18 protein-coding genes and 1 riboswitch are annotated in these 21496 nt (G+C 67.6%); of the genes, 7 read left to right on the forward strand and 11 right to left on the reverse strand.

Annotation, left to right across the window (positions count from 1 at the left end; genetic code table 11):
* Window positions 1–102 precede the first annotated feature (102 nt).
* Window positions 103–229: riboswitch (TPP riboswitch) on the reverse strand.
* Window positions 230–338: 109 nt separating this feature from the next.
* On the forward strand, window positions 339–1871 hold the full coding sequence (locus QE393_RS14855) for a TolC family outer membrane protein (RefSeq protein ID WP_310044312.1): 1533 nt from the start codon (window positions 339–341) through the stop codon (window positions 1869–1871).
* Window positions 1872–1917: 46 nt separating this feature from the next.
* Here the strand turns inward: QE393_RS14855 and waaA are convergent, their stop codons facing one another.
* The 3 genes from waaA to QE393_RS14870 all read right to left on the reverse strand — a co-directional run bounded on the left by waaA (window position 1918) and on the right by QE393_RS14870 (window position 6479).
* Window positions 1918–3189, reverse strand: coding sequence for a lipid IV(A) 3-deoxy-D-manno-octulosonic acid transferase (gene waaA, locus QE393_RS14860; RefSeq protein ID WP_310044314.1), 1272 nt, complete (start codon window positions 3187–3189; stop codon window positions 1918–1920).
* Window positions 3190–3392: 203 nt separating this feature from the next.
* Window positions 3393–5177 (reverse strand): IlvD/Edd family dehydratase, encoded by a 1785-nt coding sequence (locus QE393_RS14865; protein ID WP_273806486.1) that lies wholly within the window; start codon window positions 5175–5177, stop codon window positions 3393–3395.
* Between the two features lie 120 nt (window positions 5178–5297).
* Window positions 5298–6479, reverse strand: a complete 1182-nt coding sequence (locus QE393_RS14870) for a fumarylacetoacetate hydrolase family protein (RefSeq protein ID WP_310044315.1) — start codon at window positions 6477–6479, stop codon at window positions 5298–5300.
* 108 nt (window positions 6480–6587) lie between these two features.
* Between QE393_RS14870 and QE393_RS14875 the strand changes: the two genes are divergently transcribed.
* Window positions 6588–7535, forward strand: coding sequence for a LysR family transcriptional regulator (locus QE393_RS14875; RefSeq protein WP_273806488.1), 948 nt, complete (start codon window positions 6588–6590; stop codon window positions 7533–7535).
* Between the two features lie 166 nt (window positions 7536–7701).
* Window positions 7702–9066, forward strand: a complete 1365-nt coding sequence (locus QE393_RS14880; RefSeq protein WP_310044316.1) for an MFS transporter — start codon at window positions 7702–7704, stop codon at window positions 9064–9066.
* Here the strand turns inward: QE393_RS14880 and QE393_RS14885 are convergent.
* Together QE393_RS14885 and QE393_RS14890 are read right to left on the reverse strand one after the other, a co-directional pair.
* Window positions 9063–10349 carry an MFS transporter gene (locus tag QE393_RS14885; RefSeq protein WP_310044318.1) on the reverse strand — a complete coding sequence of 429 codons (1287 nt, stop codon included), beginning with the start codon at window positions 10347–10349 and terminating at the stop codon, window positions 9063–9065. The genes QE393_RS14880 and QE393_RS14885 overlap by 4 nt on opposite strands.
* A 223-nt stretch (window positions 10350–10572) precedes the next feature.
* Window positions 10573–11457 (reverse strand): LysR family transcriptional regulator, encoded by an 885-nt coding sequence (locus QE393_RS14890; RefSeq protein ID WP_310044320.1) that lies wholly within the window; start codon window positions 11455–11457, stop codon window positions 10573–10575.
* Window positions 11458–11541: 84 nt separating this feature from the next.
* Here QE393_RS14890 and QE393_RS14895 point away from each other — a divergent pair, with 84 nt between their 5' ends.
* The 4 genes from QE393_RS14895 to QE393_RS14910 all read left to right on the forward strand — a co-directional run bounded on the left by QE393_RS14895 (window position 11542) and on the right by QE393_RS14910 (window position 14918).
* The gene (locus QE393_RS14895) at window positions 11542–11874 is read left to right on the forward strand and encodes a multidrug efflux SMR transporter (RefSeq protein WP_273806492.1); all 333 of its coding nucleotides are present in this window, start codon (window positions 11542–11544) and stop codon (window positions 11872–11874) included.
* A 61-nt stretch (window positions 11875–11935) separates the two neighbouring features.
* Window positions 11936–13111, forward strand: coding sequence for an FAD-dependent oxidoreductase (locus QE393_RS14900; protein ID WP_310044324.1), 1176 nt, complete (start codon window positions 11936–11938; stop codon window positions 13109–13111).
* Complete coding sequence (locus tag QE393_RS14905) at window positions 13108–13923, forward strand: aldo/keto reductase (protein WP_310044325.1); 816 nt, start codon at window positions 13108–13110, stop codon at window positions 13921–13923. The genes QE393_RS14900 and QE393_RS14905 overlap by 4 nt, the downstream gene beginning before the upstream one ends.
* 98 nt (window positions 13924–14021) lie before the next feature.
* Window positions 14022–14918, forward strand: a complete 897-nt coding sequence (locus QE393_RS14910; RefSeq protein ID WP_133862602.1) for a metal ABC transporter ATPase — start codon at window positions 14022–14024, stop codon at window positions 14916–14918.
* A gap of 13 nt (window positions 14919–14931) precedes the next feature.
* Here the strand turns inward: QE393_RS14910 and QE393_RS14915 are convergent, their stop codons facing one another.
* The 6 genes from QE393_RS14915 to prfB all read right to left on the reverse strand — a co-directional run bounded on the left by QE393_RS14915 (window position 14932) and on the right by prfB (window position 21437).
* A complete protein-coding gene (locus QE393_RS14915; RefSeq protein ID WP_310044328.1) occupies window positions 14932–15675 on the reverse strand; it encodes a TIGR00266 family protein in 744 nt (247 codons plus the stop codon).
* A gap of 612 nt (window positions 15676–16287) precedes the next feature.
* Window positions 16288–16608 (reverse strand): chaperone modulator CbpM, encoded by a 321-nt coding sequence (locus tag QE393_RS14920; protein ID WP_310044330.1) that lies wholly within the window; start codon window positions 16606–16608, stop codon window positions 16288–16290.
* Window positions 16608–17552, reverse strand: coding sequence for a curved DNA-binding protein (gene cbpA, locus QE393_RS14925; protein ID WP_310044332.1), 945 nt, complete (start codon window positions 17550–17552; stop codon window positions 16608–16610). Before cbpA ends, QE393_RS14920 begins: the two co-directional genes overlap by 1 nt.
* Before the next feature lie 65 nt (window positions 17553–17617).
* Window positions 17618–18625, reverse strand: a complete 1008-nt coding sequence (locus QE393_RS14930; RefSeq protein WP_158891300.1) for a transporter — start codon at window positions 18623–18625, stop codon at window positions 17618–17620.
* Between the two features lie 117 nt (window positions 18626–18742).
* Window positions 18743–20245 (reverse strand): lysine--tRNA ligase, encoded by a 1503-nt coding sequence (gene lysS, locus QE393_RS14935; protein WP_310044335.1) that lies wholly within the window; start codon window positions 20243–20245, stop codon window positions 18743–18745.
* Window positions 20246–20341: 96 nt separating this feature from the next.
* Window positions 20342–21437, reverse strand: a protein-coding gene (prfB, locus tag QE393_RS14940; RefSeq protein ID WP_273806500.1) for a peptide chain release factor 2 whose coding sequence is annotated in 2 segments (ribosomal slippage) — window positions 20342–21364 and window positions 21366–21437 — 1095 coding nt in all. Because the reading frame shifts where the segments join, the coding sequence is not laid out codon by codon here.
* Between the last annotated feature and the right edge of the window lie 59 nt (window positions 21438–21496).

Genomic DNA, 21496 nt, shown 5'->3' on the forward strand with positions numbered 1-21496 from the left:
CGAGGCTCTCCTGGTGGGCGCGTTGCCGAGGGAAGAACCTGGACGAAGGGTGGGCACGCAAGGAGACGCAAGCCCGGACGGATGGCGACCACGGATGGAGACAGCGGACGCCCTCTTGTTCCCTACGCAGGTTGACGCACCGCCATGCGGCGCGCCTAGCCTGATCAGGTTCAACGGGATCCGGGACTACCCGATCTCAGCGCCTCGTAGCGCACCCCGACAAGAACGCGGCCAGTGTAAACCCAGAGCGGCAGAAACTTCGACCGCTATTTCCTCTCCTATGGCGGATTCGGACGAAGCCACTACACTGGCGCGGTCCCTCAAGGAAGGCTCCAAGAATGCGAAGATTCCTGCTGCTCGCGGCGCTCTGTAGCACGGCCGGCCTGGCCCAGGCCCAGGTCGCCGGCAATGGCCTGCTCGACGTCTACCGCGAAGCGCTGGACAACAACGCCGACCTCGCCGCCGAACGTGCCGGACTTGGCGCCCAGCGCGAGGCGGTGCCCCAGGCGCGCGCCGGCCTGCTGCCGCAGATCGGGCTCGGTGCCCAATTCAACGACACCCATACCAGCCTGCAGCTCAAGGACAATCCGGCGCTGGGCGTCCAGGGTGGCCGCTACAGCAGCGACCGCAGCAGCCAGCTGATCCAGGCGACCCTCAGCCAGCCGCTGTTCCGCGCCGATCGCTGGTTCCAGCTCAAGGCGGCCCAGGCCGCCACCGAGCAGGCCGAGCTGCATTTTTCCGCCGCCCAGCAGCAACTCATCCTGCAGACCGCCGAGGGCTATTTCAGCGCCCTGCGCGCCCAGGACGCCCTGGCCACCGCTCGCGCCGAGGAAAAGGCGCTGTACCGTCAGCTGGACCAGTCCCGCGAGCGCTACAAGGTCGGCCTGACCGACGACACCGACGTGCTCCAGGCCCAGGCCAGCTTCGACAATGCCCAGGCCAACCGCTCCCAGAGCGAGCAGCAGGTGGCCGACGCCTTCCAGGCCCTGACCCGGCTGACCGATCGCGACTACGGCAGCATCGCCGGCATCCGCCACGACCTGCCGATCCTGCCGCCACAACCCAACGATGCCCGCCAGTGGGTGGACACCGCCATGCGCCAGAACCTGCAGCTGCTGGCTGCCGGCCAGGGCGTCAATGCGGCCCAGGAAACCCTGCGCCAGCGCCGCGCCGGGCACCTGCCGACGGTGGATGCGGTGGCGCGCTACAGCCACAGCGACAACGACGCGGTGAATCTGCCCAACGCCGAGCAGCTGTCCCTGTTCGGCAGCCCGGTCAACAGCCGCAGCATCGGTATCCAGGTGGAGGTGCCGCTGTACAGCGGCGGCGCCACCAGCTCCCAGGCGCGCCAGGCCTACCAGCAGCTGGACCGCAGTGAGCAGCAGCAGGAAAGCCTGCGTCGCCAGGTGGTGCAGAACACCCGCAATGCCCATCGGGCGATCAACACCGACATCGAGCAGGTGCGCGCCCGGCGGCTGTCCATCGCCTCCAGCCAGCGCGCCCTGAGAGCCACCGAGATCGCCTACCAGGTGGGCAGCCGCACCATCGTCGACGTGCTCGACGCCCAGCGGCTGCTGTACAACGCCGTGCGCCAGTACAACGACGCCCGCTACAACTACATCCTGGACACTCTGAGGCTCAAGCAGGCGGCCGGCACCCTGGCGCCCAATGACCTTCTGGCGCTGTCGGGCTATCTCGATCCCCACTACGACCCGGATCGCGACTTCCTGCCGCCGGACCTGGCCAAGACCCGCGCCGACGTCCTGCCGGCGCGTTCCGCTCAGGGCTTGAGAGCCTGCTCAGGATCTCGCGAGCTAGAGACAAACAAGGCGAAAGTGCCTGAGGAAGCGGAGTTTACGTGCGGTAAATGAGCATTCCGAAGGCATTTTCAACGCAGTTTGGCCGACGCGCAGCAGATCATGAGCAGGCTCTAAGCAGTCCGTCGAGCCCGGAGAGCAGCCGCTCCAGCGCGCCCTGATTGGCGGCCAGTACCGCCAGGCCCGCCTGCCGGCGCCGCTCGGTTTCCGCCGGTTCGGCCCAGAGTCGGCTCACGGCCGCGGCAATGGCCGGGGCTTCCGCGACTGTTTCCAAAGCGCCGGCGTCGCGTAGCTGGGCGACGATGTCGAAGAAGTTGAATACATGCGGTCCGCTGAGCACCGGCACGCCGAGAGCGGCCGGCTCCAGCGGATTGTGCCCGCCACGTTCGATCAGGCTGCCGCCGACGAAGGCGACGTCGGCCAGGGCGTAGAGAAACAGCAACTCGCCCATGGTGTCGCCCAGCAGCACCTGGGTCTGCGGCTGCACCGCCTCCCCCGTCGAGCGCTGGATCACGCTGAAGCCTTTACCGCGCACCTCGCCCAGCACCTCGGGAAAGCGTTCGGGATGACGCGGCACCAGGATCAGCAGGGCATCGGGGCGTGTGGCCAGCAGTTGACGCTGGGCCTGGAGCAGGATCTCGTCTTCGCCGGCGTGGGTACTGGCGGCGATCCACACCGGGCGACTGCCCCAGCCCTGGCGTAGCGCATCCGCACGGATCGGCAGCTCGGGATCGATGCGCAGGTCGAACTTGATGGAACCGGTGACCGTGACCCGCTCGGCACGGGCACCGAGGGCCCGGAAGCGCTCGGCTTCCACCGGCGTCTGCACCGCCAGCCAGGCCAGCTCCGCCAGCATCGGCGCGGTCACTCCGCCCAGTTTTCCGTAGCCCCGGGCGGAACGCTCGGACAGCCGGCCGTTGGCCAGGGCGATGGGAAGGTCACGGCGCGCCGCCTGGTGGATGAGGTTGGGCCAGAGTTCGGTTTCCATCACCACCCCCAGGCTTGGCCGCAGCCGGTCGAGGAAGCGCCCGGCCAGTCCCGGCAGGTCGTAGGGCAGATAGCAGTGATGGACCTCGCTACCGAACAGGGCGCGAATGCGCTCCGAGCCGGTGGGCGTCATGCAGGTCACGGTGATCGGCAATTCGGGATGGCGCTGGCGCAGCGCACGGATCACCGGCGCGGCGGCGATGCTCTCCCCCACCGACACCGCATGCACCCAGATGCCGCCGGGTGGCACCTCTGGCAACCCCAGTGCCAGGCGCTCGCCGATGCGTTGCCGATAGGCGGGCGCCTTGCGTCCGCGCCAGAGCAGGCGCAGCAGGATGAAGGGCAAGGCCAGGGTGAAGATCAGGCTATAGAGGGTACGGTTCATGGCGGCAGAGCTTAATGAAGCCCGGCCGCCAGTGCGAGCCATTCCAAGGCTTCGTCTGAAAAGTCGCCGAGCGAAGGTCAGGCAAGGCAAAAGTCCGTGAGGAAGCGGAGTTTACGTGCGGTAAATGAGCATTCCGGCCGGGCTGGCGATCCAGCGGATTTTTAACGCTGCCTGACCGAGCGCAGGCACTTTTCAGACAAGCCTTAATGCGAATGCCGCGGTACCCCGCCCTCGCGGGCGATCACCTTGAGGTGCAGGGTGGCCGGCTCCAGGCAGCCGCCGGTGGAGAGCTGGCCCACCAGTTGCCGGTAGAGTTCCTGCCAGGGGGTCTGGGCCGGCGGCAGGTTGGGCGTCCATTCGGCGCGGCGGCGTTCCAGCTCGGCATCGTCGAGCAGCACGTCGACGCTGCGGGCATTGAGGTCCACGCGCAACCGGTCGTTGGTCTTGAGCAGCGCCAGGCCGCCACCCACCGCCGCTTCCGGCGACATGTTGAGGATCGAGGGACTGGCCGAGGTGCCGCTCTGGCGCCCGTCGCCCAGGCACGGCAGGGAGTCGATGCCCTTCTTGATCAGCGCCGCCGGCGGGGCCATGTTGACCACCTCGGCGCTGCCCGGATAGCCCACCGGACCGGCGCCGCGGATCACCAGGATGCAGCGCTCGTCGATGTCGAGCGCAGGGTCATCGATGCGCGCGTGGTAGTCCTCCGGCCCCTCGAAGACGATGGCCCGCGCCTCGAAGCTGTTTTCCGCCCCGGGCTCGGCCAGGTAGGTCTGGCGGAAGGCCTCGCCCACCACCGACATCTTCATGATGGCGCTATCGAAGAAATTGCCGCTGAGCACGATGAAGCCGGCGCGGTGCTTGAGCGGCGCCTCATAGGGCTGGATCACGGCGGGATCGGTGCTGGCCGCGCCTTCGGCGATGGCACCGATGGTGCGCCCGGATACCGTCAGGCAATCGCCGTGCAGGCGCCCCGCCTTGAGCAGTTCGTGGAGCACCGCCGGCACCCCGCCAGCGCGGTGGAAGCCCTCGCCCAGGTACTTGCCGGCGGGCATGCAGTTGGCCAGCAGCGGGATGTCCTCGCCCAGCCGCTGCCAGTCGTCCAGCGACAGCTCCACGCCCATGTGGCGGGCAATGGCGATCAGGTGCGGCGGGCAGTTGCTGGAGGCGCCCAGGGCCGAGGCCACCACGATGGCGTTCTCGAAGGCCTCGCGGGTCATGATCTGCGAGGGGCGGACGTCGTCCAGCACCAGCTGGCAGATGCGCTTGCCGGTGGCATAGGCCATCTGGCCGCGCTCGCGGTAGGGCGCGGGGATACTGGCGCAACCGGGCAGCGACATGCCCAGGGTCTCGGCCAGGGCATTCATCGACAGGGCCGTGCCCATGGTGTTGCAGTGGCCCACCGAGGGCGAGGCGGCGGTGGTCAGCGCCATGAAGCCCTCGTAGTCGATCTCGCCGGTCGCCAGCAGGTTGCGCGCGTGCCAGAGCACGGTACCCGAACCGATCAGCTCGCCCTTGAAATGCCCGTCCAGCATGGGGCCACCGGACAGCACGATGGCCGGCAGGTCGGTGGTGGCCGCGGCCATCAGGCAGGCCGGGGTGGTCTTGTCGCAGCCCGTGGTGAGCACCACGCCGTCCAGCGGGAAGCCGTGCAGGATCTCCACCAGGCCGAGGTAGGCCAGGTTGCGATCCAGGGCCGCGGTGGGGCGGCGACTCTGTTCGGCGATGGGGTGCACCGGGAATTCCATGGGGATGCCACCGGCGTCGCGGATGCCGGCCTTGACCCGCTGGGCCAACTCCAGGTGATGGCGATTGCAGGGGGTGAGATCGCTGCCGGTCTGGGCGATGCCGATGATGGGGCGGCCGGACTGCAGTTCGTCACGGGTCAGGCCGTAGTTCATGTAGCGCTCGACATAGAGCGCGGTCATGTCGGCGTGGGCAGGATCATCGAACCATTGCTGGCTGCGCAGAGGGCGTTTGGCGGAAGTCATGGTTATCTCTGTTTGTTATTGGGTTCTGCACGAAAAGTGCCTGCGCATCGGTGATGCTTCATTGGAAAGGCTTCGCTTGACCTTCGCTCGGCGACTTTCGTCCTGAACCAAGGGAAAGGCTCAGCGACCCAGCAGGCCTCGGGCGGCCAAGTTGTGCATCAGGGCACCGAGGCCGAAGCGCCAGGCCGGGGCCTGGTCGCTGGTGGTCACCCTATTGTGCAGGGTACCCAGCAGCGGGCTGGCGATGCTCACCCGGTCACCCACCTTGTGGGTGAAGCCGCCGCCCGGGGCGTCACGGTCCTGGGTCGGGGCGAACAGGGTGCCGAGAAACAGCACGAAGCCGTCGGGATACTGGTGGTTGGCATTGAGGGTCTGGGCGGCGAGATCGGTGGGATCACGACTGATCTGCGCCATGGAGCTGCTGCCCTTGAGGTGAAAGCCGTCCTCGCCCTGGACCTCCAGGGTCACCACGCACTGGCGGACCCGGTCGAGATCGAAGGTCTCGTCGAACAGGCGGATGAAGGGCCCCAGGGCGCAGGAGGCGTTGTTGTCCTTGGCCTTGCTCAGCAGCAGGGCGCTGCGGCCCTCGATGTCGCGCAGGTTGACGTCATTGCCCAGGGTGGCGCCATGCAGGCGGCCACGGCTGTCGGCCACCAGCACCACCTCGGGCTCGGGATTGTTCCACTGGGACACCGGGTGGATGCCGATGGCGCTGCCACTGCCGACAGAGGCCAGCACCGGCGCCTTGGTGAAGATCTCGGCGTCCGGCCCGATGCCCACCTCCAGGTACTGCGACCACATGCCCTTCTCGATCAGCAGTGCCTTGAGCGCCTGGGCACGCGGACTGCCCGGCTCCAGGCCCTGCAGGTCCGCGCCGATCACCGCCTGCACCTGCTCGCGGATGGCCACGGCGCGCCCGGCATCGCCGCCGGCCTGCTCTTCGATCACCCGTTCCAGCATGCTGGCGGCAAAGGTCACCCCGGCGGCCTTGATCACCTGCAGATCGGCCGGCGGCAGCAGGTGCAGGCGATCCGGATCGGCCTGCTCGCCGCTGTTGGCCAGTAGTTCCTCCACGCTGCCGAGGTAGCGCCCGGGTGTGTCGCGCAGGGCCTGCAGCGGCGCTTCCTCCTCGAACAGGGCGCTCAGGGTGGCGAAGCTCTGGGAAACGTCGAAGACGCCGTCTTCGCGCAGCACCACGGGCGAGGGACCGGCCAGCGGACCGGGCACCCAGGCGCGGCCCACCAGGGTACCGGCCAGGCCATCGACGGGAAGGGTATTGGCAGGCGAGAGACGAAGGGACATGGGCAGGACTCCAGGGCTGATGGGTCCACGCTAGGCAGCCGGACTGATAAACTCAAATGGGCTTATTTCATCATTCGATAACCTGCGCTTATCGCCTGGGAGGCATGCGTGTCCGAGCCGTCGTTCAGCCAGATCTGCCACTGGCTCAAGTTTCGCCACCTGCTGCTGATCGACACCCTGGGGCGCACCCGCAACATGCACCTGGCGGCGCAGCAGATGAACCTCAGCCAGCCGGCCATCAGCAAGATGCTCAAGGAGATCGAGCACCTGCTGGGCTTCGCCCTGTTCGAGCGCCAGCCGCGCAGCATGCCGCCCACGGCGCTGGGCGAGCACGTGCTGCGCTACGCCCGGGTGGCGCTCAACGATGCCCGCGATTTCGCCGAGCAGATCGACAGCCTGAGACGCGGCGGCCACGGCCAGCTCAAGGTCGGCGGCATCTTCGCCGCCACGGCGGTGGCCCTGCCGCAGGCCATCGTCGCGATCAAGCAGCGCTGGCCGCTGCTGGCCATCGAGGTGGTGGAACAGACCAGCGATCACCTGATGGAGATGCTCGACGACAAGCTGCTGCACCTGGCGGTGGCGCGCTTCACCGACGAAGCCCAGGCTCAGCGCTTCGACTTCCAGCCCCTGGCGCCGGAGCCCTTCCGCTTCGTGGTCAACGCCGATCACCCGCTGGTGGGTAGCGGCCGCGTAGGCCTCGATCAGGTGCTGGCCTGGCCCTGGATCCTCTATCCCAGGGGCACGCCCATCCGCGGGCGCATGGAGCGGGCCTTCGCCGCCGCCGGCCTGCCGGTGCCGAGCAACACCATCGATACCATCTCCATGCAGACCTTTCTCCAGGTGCTGCGCGCCGGCCCCATGATCGGCATGCTGCCGGAGGCCATGGTCGAGCCCTATCTCGCCAGCGGCGCCCTCAGTGCCCTGGAGTTGCCCTTGCACCTGCCGGCGCAGGACTACGGCATCCTCACCCGCAAGGGCGAACCCCTCGGCGAGGCGGCCCGGGAATTCGCCGCCATCCTGCTGAGCCATGCCGGTCGCGAGAAGGCCTCGGCCTAGAGGCTTCGATAACGCGCCGTTATCGAATGATCTGCAAATGCCATTGGGAAAGAATCGCTCTCGCTCCTAGAGTGGCCTGGCGATTCAGACGGCCATCCTGCATCCCCGGCCGCCTTCGACCTCTTCAATAACAACAACGGGCCCCAAGGCCCCGAAGGTCATTCCCATGTTCGAGACCACCGCTCCCCAGGGCGCCGCTGGCGACGCCTTCGAAGAACGCACCTATCGCAAGGTGGTGCTGCGCATCCTGCCGATCCTGCTGCTGTGCTACATCGCCGCCTACCTGGACCGGGTCAACGTCGGCTTCGCCAAGCTGGACATGCTGGGCGACCTCGGCTTCAGCAACACCGTCTATGCCCTTGGCGCCAGCATGTTCTTCTGGGGCTACTTCCTCTTCGAGGTCCCCAGCAACCTGCTGCTGCATCGCTACGGCGCGCGTTTCTGGATCGCCCGCATCATGCTGACCTGGGCGATCATCTCCATGGCGGTGGCCTTCACCCAGCCGCTGGCGCAATTCTTCGGCCTGCAGTCGAGCACCCTCTTCTATGTGCTGCGCTTCCTGCTGGGCGTCTGCGAGGCGGGCTTCTTTCCCGGGGTAATCCTCTATCTCAACTACTGGTTCCCGACCCGCCGGCAGAGTCGGGTGATGTCGGGCTTTCTCATCGCCCTGCCCTTCAGCCTGAGCTTTGGTGGCGTGCTCTCCGGCTGGCTGATGAGCAGCCTGCACAACTGGCATGGCCTGGCCGGCTGGCAGTGGATGCTGCTGGTGGAAGGGGTGCCCTCGCTCATCATGGCGGTGGTGGTGTTCTGCTGCCTGAGCGACAACATCGACCAGGCGGCCTGGCTGGACGCCCGGGAAAAGGCCCTGCTCAAGCGCAACCTGGAGCAGCAGAACGCCGGCAAGGCGTCGCGCCTCAGCGAGGTGTTCTTCAATCCGCGGGTCTGGCTGCTGGTGTTCATCCTGCTGACCTTCAACACCGGCTTCTATGGCCTGGCCTTCTGGATGCCCTCGATCATCAAGAACGCCGGGGTCAGCGGCAGCCTGCAGATCGGCCTGCTCACCGCCATCCCCTACAGCGTCGCCCTGGTGGTCATGCTGCTCAACGCCCGCCACTCGGCACGCACCGGCGAGCAGCGGATGCATGCGGCGGTGCCGGCCTTCGTCGGCGCCCTGGGCCTGGTGCTGAGCGCCTGGTTCATCCACAACATCGTGCTGTCAATCTTCTTCCTCACCGTGGCCGCCTCGGGCCTGCTGGCGCTGATGCCGATCTTCTGGTCGCTGCCCGGCACCCTGCTTTCCGGCGTCGCCGCGGCGGCGGGCATCGGCATGATCAACGCCATCGGCAACCTCTCCGGCTTCACCGGCTCCATGATCACCGCGACCATGGAAACCCTGACCGGCGACATCAACAACGGCACCTATGTGCTCGGCGCCAGCCTGTTCGTCAGCGGCCTGCTGATCCTGGCGATCCCGGCCTCGATGCTGCAGCGCACGCCGACCGCCGTGCCGCTGGACCTCAAGACCGCCTAGCCCACCTCGGGCACGACCGAGCGCCCGGCTCCCGCGGCGCTCGGTCGCCCGATCCACAGGGCCATCAGCGCCGCCAGCAGACCGGTCAGCCCAGCCAGCACCAGGGCCTCCTGGTAGGAGCCGAAGTGCTCGCGCAGGGCACCGGCGAGAAAGGCCGCGCAGGCGGCGCCCAGCATGTGGCCGCAGAACACCCAGCCGAACACCACCGGCGCGCTCCGTTCACCAAAGCTCTGGTTGGTCAGCTTGACCGTGGGCGGCACCGTGGCGATCCAGTCCAGCCCGTAGAAGATGCCGAACAGCAGCAGCTGCTCGGGGGCGAAGCCGGAGAACGGCAGGTAGATCAGCGAGAGGCCGCGCAGGCTGTAGTAGACGAACAGCAGCCGGCGCGGATCGTATCTGTCGGTCAGCCAGCCGGAGGCGGTGGTGCCCACCAGGTCGAAGATGCCCATCAGCGCGAGGATGCCGGCGGCCTGCACCTGGGACAGCCCGTGGTCGTGGCCCATGGCGATGAAGTGGGTGCCGATCAGGCCATTGGTGGTGAAGCCGCAGACGAAGAAGGTCAGGAACAGCAGCCAGAAATCGCGCCGCCGACTGGCCATGGCCAGGGTGCCGAGGGTGACGCGAAACAGATTGCCCGGTGCGCTGGCGACCGGCGCCTGATAGTCCGCCGGGGCGCCATGGGGCCGCAAGCCGACGTCCGCCGGCCGCTCCGGCAGCAGCCAGGCCACCAGCGGGATCAGGGCGGCGCTGGCCACGGCCACGGTCAGCACCACGGTCTGCCAGCCTTCCTGACTGGCGAGATGAGCCAGCAGCGGCAGGAACACCAGGTTGCCGGTTGCGGTGCTGGCGGCCAGCAGGCCCATCATCAGCCCGCGGCGGGCGATGAACCAGCGATTGACGATGGCGGCGCCCAGCACCATGGCCACGCACCCGGTGCCCAGGCCGCTGAGCACGCCCCAGGTGGCGACCAGCTGCCAGGGCTCGCGCATCAGGGTGCTCAGGGCGGTGGCCAGGCTGATCAGGGTCAGGCCGCCGAGCAGGGTGCGACGGATGCCCAGGGTCTGCATCAGGGCGGCGGCGAAGGGTCCGACCAGGCCATAGAGAAAGATGCCGATGGCGGCGGAAAGCGAGACCGTCTCGCGACTCCAGCCAAAGGTCTCCTGCAACGGCAGCAGCAGCACGCCTGGGGTGGACCTCACCCCGGCCGAGACCAGCAGGGCGAGAAAGATCAGCGCCAGGACGACGAAGACGTAGCGCTGGCCGAGGGCGGGAGGTGGGGTCATGGCGATCGTCACGGACTGGGAAGGGGTGAGTCGAGTATTGCAGTCCTGGCGACCTGGCGCTGGTCAAGCTGCCCCACGGATCTGGCCAGAAAGGCACTTTCGTTGGCATGGGCAGTAGGCGAGTGCTGAGGGTTCGGCTTGTTGGGCTTCGCTGCGCTCAACCCAACCTACGCAGAGCACCCGTAGGTTGGCGCTGAGCGCAGCGAAGCCCAACAAATCAATCTCAACCAATCGCCCGCAACTCTTCGGCCAGCCGCTGCGCCAGCCAGCGCGCGGCCGGCCCCGGCGCGGCGTTGCGGCGCCAGGCCAGCTCCACCACCAGGGCCGGCGGTACCCAGTCGCATTCCAGCTCGGCCAGCAATCCCTGGTAGGTGGGATAGCGCGCCACATGCCGCGGCAGCCAACCCCAGCCGAGGCCGCGCATCAGCAGTTCGGCGAGCAGATAGAAGCTGTCGGCGCGCCAGACCTGGGGCGCGATCTGCTCGCCGCCGGGATAGGGATTCTCCAGCGGCGCGATCAGCAGCTGACGGTGGCGGGCCAGCTCCCGCCGCCCTACCCCACGCTGGCTGGCCAGGGGATGCTGGGCGCCGCAGGCGGTGACCTGGGCCACATCGCCCAGGGCCTGGCGCTCCAGGGCCTCGGGCATGTGCTCATGGCGAAACAGCAGGCCGAGGTCGGCCTGGTCGGTCAGCAGCTTGCGCGCCACATCGCCCTGCGCGCCGCTGGTGAGCTGGACTTCCAGGTGCGGGAAGGCCGCAGCCAGGGCGTCCAGGGCATCGAGCACCGGCTGGTAGGGCATGGCCTCGTCCAGGGCCAGGCGCAACAGCGGTTCCTGTCCGGCACAGAGCGCCTGGGCCCGGCTGTCCAGGCGCTGGCACTGGCGCAAGACCTCACGCGCCTCCTCCAGCAGGGCCAGACCGGCCGCGGTGATGACCGGCGTGCGGCCGTTGCTGCGCGTGAACAGCACGACGCCCAGATCGGTCTCCAGCAGGGCGATGGCGGCGCTCACCGCCGATTGCGCCCGCCCCAGACGGCGCGCCATGGCCGAGAAACTCGCGCCCTCGGCGATGCCGACGAAGATCTCCAGTTGCTCCAGATTCCACTGCATGACCCATCTCCTAAACGGATAGGTATCAACTTTCACCTATCGGCCGGAAAGGCACAATGGGGGTATTCGACAGGAGGAATCATCATGAGCGGATACATCTACCTGGCCATCGCCATCGCCGCCGAAGTCGTCGCCACCACCTCCATGAAGGCCATCAGTGGCTTCAGCAAGCCACTGCCCCTGTTTCTGGTCATCACTGGCTACGGCCTGGCCTTCTGGATGCTGACCCTGGTGGTGCGCAGCATCCCGGTGGGCGTCGCCTACGCCATCTGGGCCGGGCTGGGCATCGTGCTGGTCAGCATCGCCGCGGCGGTGCTCTACGACCAGAAGCTGGACCTGCCGGCCCTGCTCGGCATGGGGCTGATCGTCGCCGGCGTGGTGGTGATCCAGCTGTTTTCCGGCAGCACCGGGCATTGAGACCAGCGGCGGCGAGGAGCGTGTAAAATCACTCCTTTGCCGATTACCCAGCAGGCCGTTCATGTCCCAACCCTGGTCCACCGATATCCTCATCGTCGGCGGCGGCGTCGCCGGCCTCTGGCTCAACGCCCGCCTCAGGCGCGCCGGCTACGCCACCGTGCTGGTGGAGACCGGCGCCCTGGGCGGCGGCCAGAGCGGCAAGTCCCAGGGCATCATCCATGGCGGCACCAAATATGCCCTGACCGGGATGCTCACCGGTGCCTCCGAGGCCATCGCCGACATGCCGCGGCGCTGGCGCGAAAGCCTGGCCGGCAGCGGCGAGCTGGATCTCTCCGGCGTACGCCTGCTCTCCGAAGCCCACTACCTCTGGTCGCCGGGCAGCCTGGCCGGCAACCTCACCAGCTTCTTCGCCAGCAAGGCGGTGCGCGGCCGGGTGGATGCGGTCAAGGGCGATGAACTGCCCCCGGCCCTGCGCGACCGCGCCTTCAAGGGCAAGGTCTATCGCCTGGCCGAGCTGGTGCTGGACGTGCCCAGCCTGGTCGCGCGCCTGGCCGAGCTGGCCGGCGACAGCCTGCTGGCCGGGCATGACCTCCAGCCCCTGCGCGAGGACGGCGAACTGACCGGCCTGGTGGTGGACGGCCAGGCCATCCGCGCCCGCCGCATCGTGCTCACCGCCGGCGCCGGCATGGCCGATCTGCTCCAGGCGCTCCACCTCGAACAGCCGGCCATGCAGCGCCGCCCGCTGCACATGGTGGTGGTCAAGGGCCCCATGCTCAAACCCCTCTATGCCCACTGCCTGGGTGGCGGCGCCAAGCCGCGGGTGACCATCACCAGCCACCCCACCGCCGATGGCCAGTGGCTGTGGTACCTGGGTGGCGACCTGGCCGAAGCCGAGGGCGTGGCGCGGGAACCCCAGGCGCAGATCGCCGCGGCGCGCGAGGAATTGCAGCGCCTATTGCCCTGGATCGACTTCGACGGCGCCCGCTGGGCGACCCTGCGCGTGGATCGCGCCGAGCCGGCGCAATCCGGACTGGTGCGCCCGGACAACGCCTTTCTCGCCGAGGAAGGCCGCCTGCTGGTGGGCTGGCCGACCAAGCTGGCCCTGTCGCCGGACCTGGCCGACCGGGTCCTGGCCAATCTCGACCGCGATGGCATCGCGCCGGGACAGCACCCCGCCCTGCCCGCCCATCCGCAACCGCCGGTGGCCGCGCCCTTCTGGGAGGAGCTGCTGCCATGAGCCTGCGCACCCTGCACGGCCTGCAGCGTCCGCTGGGCAGCACCGGCCTCCAGATTTCCCCACTGGGCCTGGGCACGGTCAAGTTCGGCCGCGACCAGGGCGTGAAGTACCCCAACGGCTTCACCATCCCCGACGACCGCAGCGCCGCCGATCTGCTCAGCCTGGCCCGCGAGCTGGGCATCAACCTGCTGGATACCGCGCCGGCCTATGGCCGCAGCGAAGAGCGCCTGGGGCCGCTGCTGCGTGGCCAGCGCCAGCACTGGGTGATCGCCAGCAAGGTCGGCGAGGAATTCACCGATGGCTTGTCCAGCTTCGACTTCAGCCCGGCCCATACCCGCCGCTCGGTGGAGCGCAGCCTGCGCCGGCTGGAGACCGACTGGCTGGACCTGGTGCTGGTGCATTCCGATGGCAACGACCTGGCCATCCTCCAGGACAGCGGCTGCTACGAGACCCTGGCCGAGCTCAAGCACGAAGGCCTGATCCGCGCCTTCGGCTTTTCCGGCAAGACCGTCGCCGGCGGCCTCAAGGCCCTGGAGCGCGGTGATTGCGCCATGGTCACCTTCAACCTCAACGAAGACGCCGAGATCCCGGTGATCCAGGCCGCCGCCGCCCAGGGCAAGGGCATCCTGATCAAGAAGGCGCTGGCCAGCGGTCATGCGGTGCTGGGCGCCGGCCAGGATCCGGTCCGGGCCAGCTTCGCCCGGGTGTTCGGCGAGCCGGGGGTAAGCGGTGCGATAGTCGGCACTATCGATCCCCTGCACCTGTCACATAATGTCCGTACCCTGGCCGAAGTGATCACCGCTCGGCCCTGATCCAGAGCGTTTCGCTGAACCCTTGCCTTCGTCCGCTGGACGCCCTGCCCGGTCGCCCGGGACGGTGCGTCCGCGGCACACTACAACAGGAGTCGGCCATGCCCCAGCTCATCGCCCGCCACAATCCCAAGGCGTTCAAGACCCTGCCCCTTTCGGTCGAGGCCAATCATGACGGCCTCACCTACCAGGCCCTCGGCCAACCGCTGAATTTCAGCGAGATGCTGGAGCGGCGCAAGCCCATCGAGATCGACGATGCCCAGCACTTCAGTGCGAAGCTTGCCAACCTGGGCGTCTCGGTCCGCCTGACGCTGAACTGGCAGGGCCAGGATCACTGGCTGCTGGTGCGCCAGCGCCGGCCCGATCGGGGCGACGTGGTGCTCAAGCTGATCTCCGGATACATCCCGACCCACGAACTGGCCCTGCCGCTGCTCACCGCCGTGCAGGAGGTGGCCGAGGAGTGCCTGATCGAGACGCCGCGCGGCTGGCTGGCCGGACGCTTCGCCGACACCTGGCTGCCGACACCCTATGCCCCGGCCCTGCCCTATCGCGAAGACGTGGCTTTTCGCCTCACCCCGCGCTCGGGCGCGGCGCGGCCGGTGCGCTGCGGCAGCCTGGCGCTGCTGGAGCGCCCACGCGCCTATGTGCACACCCCCACCGCCTCGCTCCAGCTGGTCTATGACCTGCTGCTGGAGCTGCCCAAGGAGTGCAAGGCGCCGAGTCTGTTCCACGTCGACGAGAAGATCGAGAACGGCCAGTTGCTGGCGCGTCTGGCGCGGCAACGCCCGGACCTCTATCTGGTCGCCCTGGACGACGGCAAGCCCACTGGCGAGCTCTACACCCTGTCCGCCGGCCAGCGCCTGCCGGTGTCGACCCGCGGCCTCTGGCTGTCGGAAAGCTTTGCCCGCCAGGACGGCTGGCTGGTCCACGACAGCCGCGTGCGCTGGCGTGACTGGCTGGAGCGCATGGCGCCGCAGAGCGCCCTGCAGCGGGCCTAGGGTAGGCGAGGGATCAGTCGCCACCCGCGCGGCGCTCACCGATAACGCCGCCGGCCGCGGCCTGGACCCGGCCGGCTAGCCGGGAAAAAGGCAAGGTCTGGATCCACACCGTGCCGTGGCCGCTCAGGGTCGCCAGCACCAGGCCTTCGCCGCCGAACAGCATGCTGCGCAGGCCACCGGCCAGCTTGATGTTGTAGTCGATGCCGCTGGTGAAGCCCACCAGGCAACCGGTGTCCAGGCGCAGGGTCTCGCCCTTGAGTTCCTTGCGGATCACCGTGCCGCCGGCATGTACGAAGGCCATGCCATCGCCTTCCAGCCGCTGGAGGATGAAGCCCTCGCCACCGAAGAAGCCGGCGCCCAGGCGCCGGGTGAAGGCCACGCCGATGCGGGTGCCCCTGGCGGCGCAGAGAAGGGAATCGCGTTGGCAGAACAGGGTGCCGCCCAGGGCGCCGAGATCCAGCGGGATCACCTGTCCCGGATAGGGCGCGGCGAAGGCGACGTGGCGCTTCTCGCGCCCTTCGTTGGTGAAATGGGTCATGAACAGCGACTCGCCGCCGAGCATGCGCTTGCCCGCGCCCCAGAGCTTGCCGAGCAAGCCGGCGGAACCGTCGCCCATGCGCGCGGTGAAGTCGATGTCGGCCTCCATGTAGGTCATGGCGCCGGCCTCGGCGATCACCGTCTCGCCGGGATCGAGACCGATCTCCACCGCCTGCAGGGATTCGCCGAGGATGCGGTGGTCGAGGATAGGGCTGGGCATGGCTGTGGGACTCCTGGTGTAGCGTGGAAAACGGCACAGCCTTTTCCACTGTCCTGCGTTTGGGCAAGGAGCGTGGAAAACGCTGCGCGGTTTTCCAGCCTACAACACCGCGGCCATTACCGGCGCCACCTGGCTTCCCTCACCCCAACCCTCTCCCGGAGGGAGAGGGGGATATCCGATGCAGATAGACGTTCCGTAGGGTGGGTTGAGCGCAGCGAAGCCCAACATATTGCAGCCCGAAGCGTGGAAAACGGCGCATCTTTTTCCACTGCCCTGTGAATGTGCGACGCGCGTGGAAAACGCTGCGCGGTTTTCCACCCTACAACACCGCGGCCATGGGCCGCTCCTACAGGGCTCATCCGCGGCTGCAGGAGCGGTCGCATCGGCGCACCGCGATGGCCGCGATGGCCGCGATGGAATCCCTGCCTTCACCGGCGCTACCTGGCCTCCCTCACCCCAGCCCTCTCCCAAAGGGAGAGGGGGCGCTCATGTAGGTTGGGTTGAGCACAGCGAAGCCCAACACATTGCAACCCCGTAGCGTGGAAAACGGCGCAGCCTTTTTCACTGTCCTGCGAAGCAAGGCGCGTGGAAAACGCTGCGCGGTTTTCCAACCTACGAGTCGGCTCCCACATCTCGCAGCTCGCCGGCGAAGCGCTCCAGTCGTCTACGCAGGCGTTGGTTCTCGCGCCGTAGCTCCTCCACCTCATCCAGTAGGTGCAGGGCCAGGGCGGTCGCGGACCAGTCCAGGTCCAGTTCGTGGCGCAGGCGCACGGCGCGACGGGCGCGGTGCAGGGCGCCGGTATCAAAGTGCCACTCGGCCGGGCGCTTGCCCCGCTGCGGCGCCAGGATGCCGTGCTCGACGATCTCCACCACCACCGGCTCGCTCACCTCGCAGAGCACGCAGAATTCCTGCAGGACGATCAGACTGCTCATCAGACTTTCCTCCAGTCGCGGCGGGGATCGAAGGCCGCCCGCTCGGCCAGTTGGCGCCACAGCGCCTGGGTTTCCTCATCGCCTTTGGGCGGCATCACCACCTTGAGCAGGGCATGCAGATCGCCCTGCCCGGCCTTGCCGTCCAGGCCCTTGCCCCGCACCCGCAGCCGCGCACCGCTCTGGCTGCCGGGCGGGATACTGAGCATGATCTGCCCATCCAGCGTCGGCACCTGCACCTTGGCGCCCAACGCAGCTTCCCAGGGGGCGAGCGGTACGCTGACCACCAGATCCTGGCCGTCCACGTCGAACAGCGGATGGGGCACCAGGCGGATGACCAGATAGAGGTCTCCCGCCTCGGCACCGCCGAGCCCCGGCTCGCCCTGACCTTTCAGGCGGATGCGTTCGCCGTCGGCGCTGCCAGCGGGAATCTTGACGTTGAGCGTCTTGGTGGTCTCGCCCACGCGGCGGCCCAGTTCATCCCGTTGCGGCAGGCTGAAACTCAGCGGCTTGGTGCTGCCGGCCTGGCTCTCTTCGAGAAACAGCGGCAATTCCAGCTCGATGTCGCGTCCCCGGCGGGCGAAACCGCCGTGCTGGGAACGCCCGGCGGTGCCGAACAGGGACTCGAAGAAATCGGAATAGTCCTCGCCGAAGCCGGCATGGGGATCGCTGTAGTCGGCGCCGGAGCCCGGCTGCCAGTCCGGCGGCACCTGGAAGCGCTCGCCCTGCTGCTGGTAGAGGCGTACCTGGTCGTATTCCGCCCGCTTGTGCGGATCGCGCAGGACATCATAGGCCTCGGCCACCTCCTTGAAGCGGGCCTCGGCATCGGCCTCCTTGCTCACATCGGGGTGGTACTTGCGCGCCAGCTTGCGATAGGCGGTCTTGAGGGTCTTGTCGTCGACGTCGGGAGCGACGCCGAGCACCTCGTAGTAGTCCTTGAAGTCCATCGTGGTCTCCAGTGGGGGGCTGTCCTAGAGACCGCGACGCACGCCTGGGGGTTGCACGCAGCCGGTCAGTCGCCGCGCTTGCGAAAGGCCAGGCTGCCGGCCAGCACGGTGAAGGTCGCCACCAGCGCCACCAGGATCCAGAAACCGTGGGGCGAGTCGGAGAGCGGGATGCCGCCGACGTTCATGCCGAAGAAGCCGGCGATGATGTTGATCGGCAGGGCCAGCACCGTGACCAAGGTCAGGGTGAACAGGGTGCGGTTGGTCTGCTCGGCGGAGGCGGCGGCGATCTCTTCCTGCAGCAGCTTGAGCCGCTCCACCAGGGCGGCGAGGTCGTCCAGCACCCGGTCGAATTCTTCGGTGGCCTCGCGCAGGGTCTGGATGTCGTCGCGCCGCAGCCAGGCCGGTGGCCGGTTGAGCAGCCGCAGCAGGGAACCCGGCTCCAGGGCCAGCAGCCGTTGCAGCCGCACCAGGGCGCGTCTAAGGCCGCCGAGTTCGGCGCGACTGGCGGACAGGCGCTGGGACAGCAGGCGATCCTCGATGGCATCCACCTTGACCGTGGTGTCGCGGATGATGCCGGTGAGCACATCGGCCTGGTCGCGCAAGAGGTGCACCAGCAGCTCCAGGGTGGAGCCGAAGCCCTCGCCGCGCCGTACCGCATGACGCAGGCGATCCACCGAGCGCAGCGGCTGGGCGCGGGCGGTCACCAGCAGCCCTGGGCGGGCGCAGGCCCAGAGGGTAGCGACGTCCACCGAGACCTGGCCGTAGGCCAGGGTCACATCGTTCACCACCCCGAGCAGGGTGTCGTCGGCCGGCTCCAGCCGGGTCGAGTGGGAACCGGCGTGCAGGGATTCGAAGAATTCCTCCGGCAGCCCCAGGTGCTCGCGCATCCAGCGCTCGGCCGCGGCGTGGGCCAGGTTGAAGTGCAGCCAGCGAAAGCCACCCTCTTCCGCCTCCCAGGGATCTTCCGGCGCCATGGTCAGGGCGCGGCCCGGCTGGCCCGAGGTGAAATGGTAGGCGTAGAGCAGCCCCAGCCGTTCGGCGGCCGGATGCAGGGGAATCAACGTATTGGTCATGGCTACCTGCGGAGGAACGCGACATCAGGGCTCTGTTAGCAGGTCCGGATGAACCTTTGATGACAGAGCCCCGAGTCAGCAGGTGCCAGCGGCGCCCCCGGAAAGGAGGCGCGGCGCTTATTGCGGACGCATGTGCGGGAAGAGGATGACGTCGCGGATCGACGGCGAGTTGGTCAGCAGCATCACCAGGCGGTCGATGCCGATGCCTTCGCCGGCGGTGGGCGGCATGCCGTATTCCAGGGCGTTGATGAAGTCGGCGTCGTAGTGCATGGCCTCGTCGTCACCGGCGTCCTTTTCCTGGACCTGCAGCATGAAGCGTTCGGCCTGGTCTTCGGCGTCGTTGAGCTCGGAGTAGGCATTGGCGATCTCGCGGCCGCCGATGAACAGCTCGAAGCGGTCGGTGACGCTGGGGTCGTCGTCGTTGCGACGCGCCAGCGGCGAGACCTCGAAGGGGTACTCGGTGATGAAGTGCGGCTGCTCCAGCTTGCTCTCCACCAGCTCTTCGAAAATCATCACCTGCAGCTTGCCCAGGCCTTCGTGACCCAGCACCTTGGCGCCGGCCCGCTTGGCGATGGCACGGGCCTTCTCGACGTCCTGCAGGTCTGCCGCGGTGATGTCCGGGTTGTACTTGAGGATGGAGTCGTACACCGACAGGCGCACGAAGGGCTCGCCGAAATGGAAGACCTTGTCGCCATAGGGCACGTCGGTGCTGCCGAGCACGGCCATGGCCAATTCGCGGAACAGCTCCTCGGTGAGGTCCATGTTGTCGTGGTAGTCGGCGTAGGCCTGGTAGAACTCGAGCATGGTGAACTCGGGGTTGTGCCGGGTCGAGACGCCTTCGTTACGGAAGTTGCGGTTGATCTCGAAGACCTTCTCGAAGCCACCGACCACCAGGCGCTTGAGGTACAGCTCCGGCGCGATGCGCAGGAACATGGCCAGGTCCAGGGCGTTGTGGTGGGTCTCGAACGGCTTGGCCGCCGCGCCGCCGGGAATGGTCTGCAGCATGGGGGTTTCCACTTCGAGGAAGCCCCGCTCCATGAGGAAGCGGCGGATATGGGCGATGACCTGGGAACGCACGCGGAAGGTCTGGCGCACCTCCTCGTTGACGATCAGGTCGACATAGCGCTGGCGATAGCGCAGCTCGGTGTCGGTCAGGCCGTGGTGCTTGTCGGGCAGCGGGCGCAGCGACTTGGTCAGCAGGCGCACGTCGCTCATGTTGACGTAGAGATCGCCCTTGCCGGAGCGGGCCAGGGTGCCTTCGGTGGCGATGATGTCGCCCAGGTCCCAGCTCTTGACCGCTTCCAGGGTTTCCGCCGGCAGGGTCTTGCGGTCGACGTAGACCTGGATGCGTCCGCTGGTGTCCTGCAGCACCATGAAGGCGCCGCGGTTGAGCATGATGCGCCCGGCCACCTTGACCTTGATGCCTGCGGCTTCCAGCTCTTCCTTGGTCTTGTCGGCGTACTGCTGCTGCAGGTCACCGGCCAGGCTGTCGCGGCGGAAGTCGTTGGGGAAGGGAATGGCCTGCTGGTCGCGCAACGCGGAAAGCTTTTCCTTACGCTGGGCGATCAGCTTGTTGTCTTCCTGTTCCTGGGCTTGGGAATCTAGGGGTTGTTCGCTCATGTCTGCTGTTTACCTGGGGTGCTGACCGTAGGAGCGGCCCATGGCCGCGATAGAGCTTTATCGCGGCCATGGGCCGCTCCTACAGGAAATGATGGATTAAACGCCCTGCTTGAGGCTGGCTTCGAGGTATTCGTCCAGATCGCCGTCGAGCACCTTGTCGCAGTCGCTGCGTTCCACGCCGGTGCGCAGATCCTTGATCCGCGAGGCGTCGAGCACATAGGAGCGGATCTGGTGGCCCCAGCCGATATCGGACTTGGAGTCTTCCAGCGCCTGGGACGCGGCGTTGCGCTTCTGCATCTCCAGCTCGTACAACTTGGCCCGCAGCATCTTCATGGCGGTGTCCCTGTTGGCGTGCTGGGAGCGTTCGTTCTGGCAGGCCACCACGGTGTTGGTGGGCACGTGGGTGATCCGCACCGCGGAGTCGGTGGTGTTCACGTGCTGACCGCCGGCGCCCGAGGAGCGGTAGGTGTCGACGCGCAGATCCGAGGGGTTGATCTCGATGTCGATGTTGTCATCGATCTCGGGCGAGACGAACACCGCGGTGAAGGAGGTGTGGCGACGGTTGCCCGAGTCGAAGGGACTCTTGCGCACTAGGCGGTGCACGCCGATCTCGGTGCGCAGCCAGCCGAAGGCGTATTCGCCCTTGATGTGCACGGTGGCGCCCTTGATGCCGGCGACCTCGCCTTCCGACAGCTCGACGATCTCGGCGCTGAAGCCATGCTGGTCGGCCCAGCGCAGGTACATGCGCAGGAGCATGTTGGCCCAGTCCTGGGCCTCGGTGCCGCCGGAGCCGGCCTGGATGTCCAGGTAGCAGTTGTTGGGGTCCATCTCGCCGCTGAACATGCGGCGGAATTCCAGCTTCTCGAGGATGCCGCGCAGGCGCTCCACCTCGGCCGCCACGTCATCGACCGCGCCCTGGTCTTGCTCTTCGGCGGCCATTTCCAGCAGATCGGTGGCATCGGCCAGGCCGCCGTTCAGCTCGTCCAGGGTACCGACCACCTGGGCCAGCAAGGCGCGCTCGCGGCCAAGATTCTGGGCGTACTCGGGCTTGTTCCAGACAGCGGGGTCTTCGAGCTCGCGCTCGACTTCGACCAGACGATCCTTCTTCAGATCGTAGTCAAAGATACCCCCGAATGGTCTCGGTGCGGCTGGAGAGGTCCTTGATGCTGGTGACGATCGGGTTGATTTCCATGGGGGAAACACTCGCGAGAAAAGCTGTGGAAAAGCTCGCGAGTATAACCCAATCGGCGG

Source organism: Pseudomonas sp. SORGH_AS_0211 (genome assembly GCF_031453455.1).
Classification (GTDB): domain Bacteria; phylum Pseudomonadota; class Gammaproteobacteria; order Pseudomonadales; family Pseudomonadaceae; genus Chryseomonas; species Chryseomonas aestiva.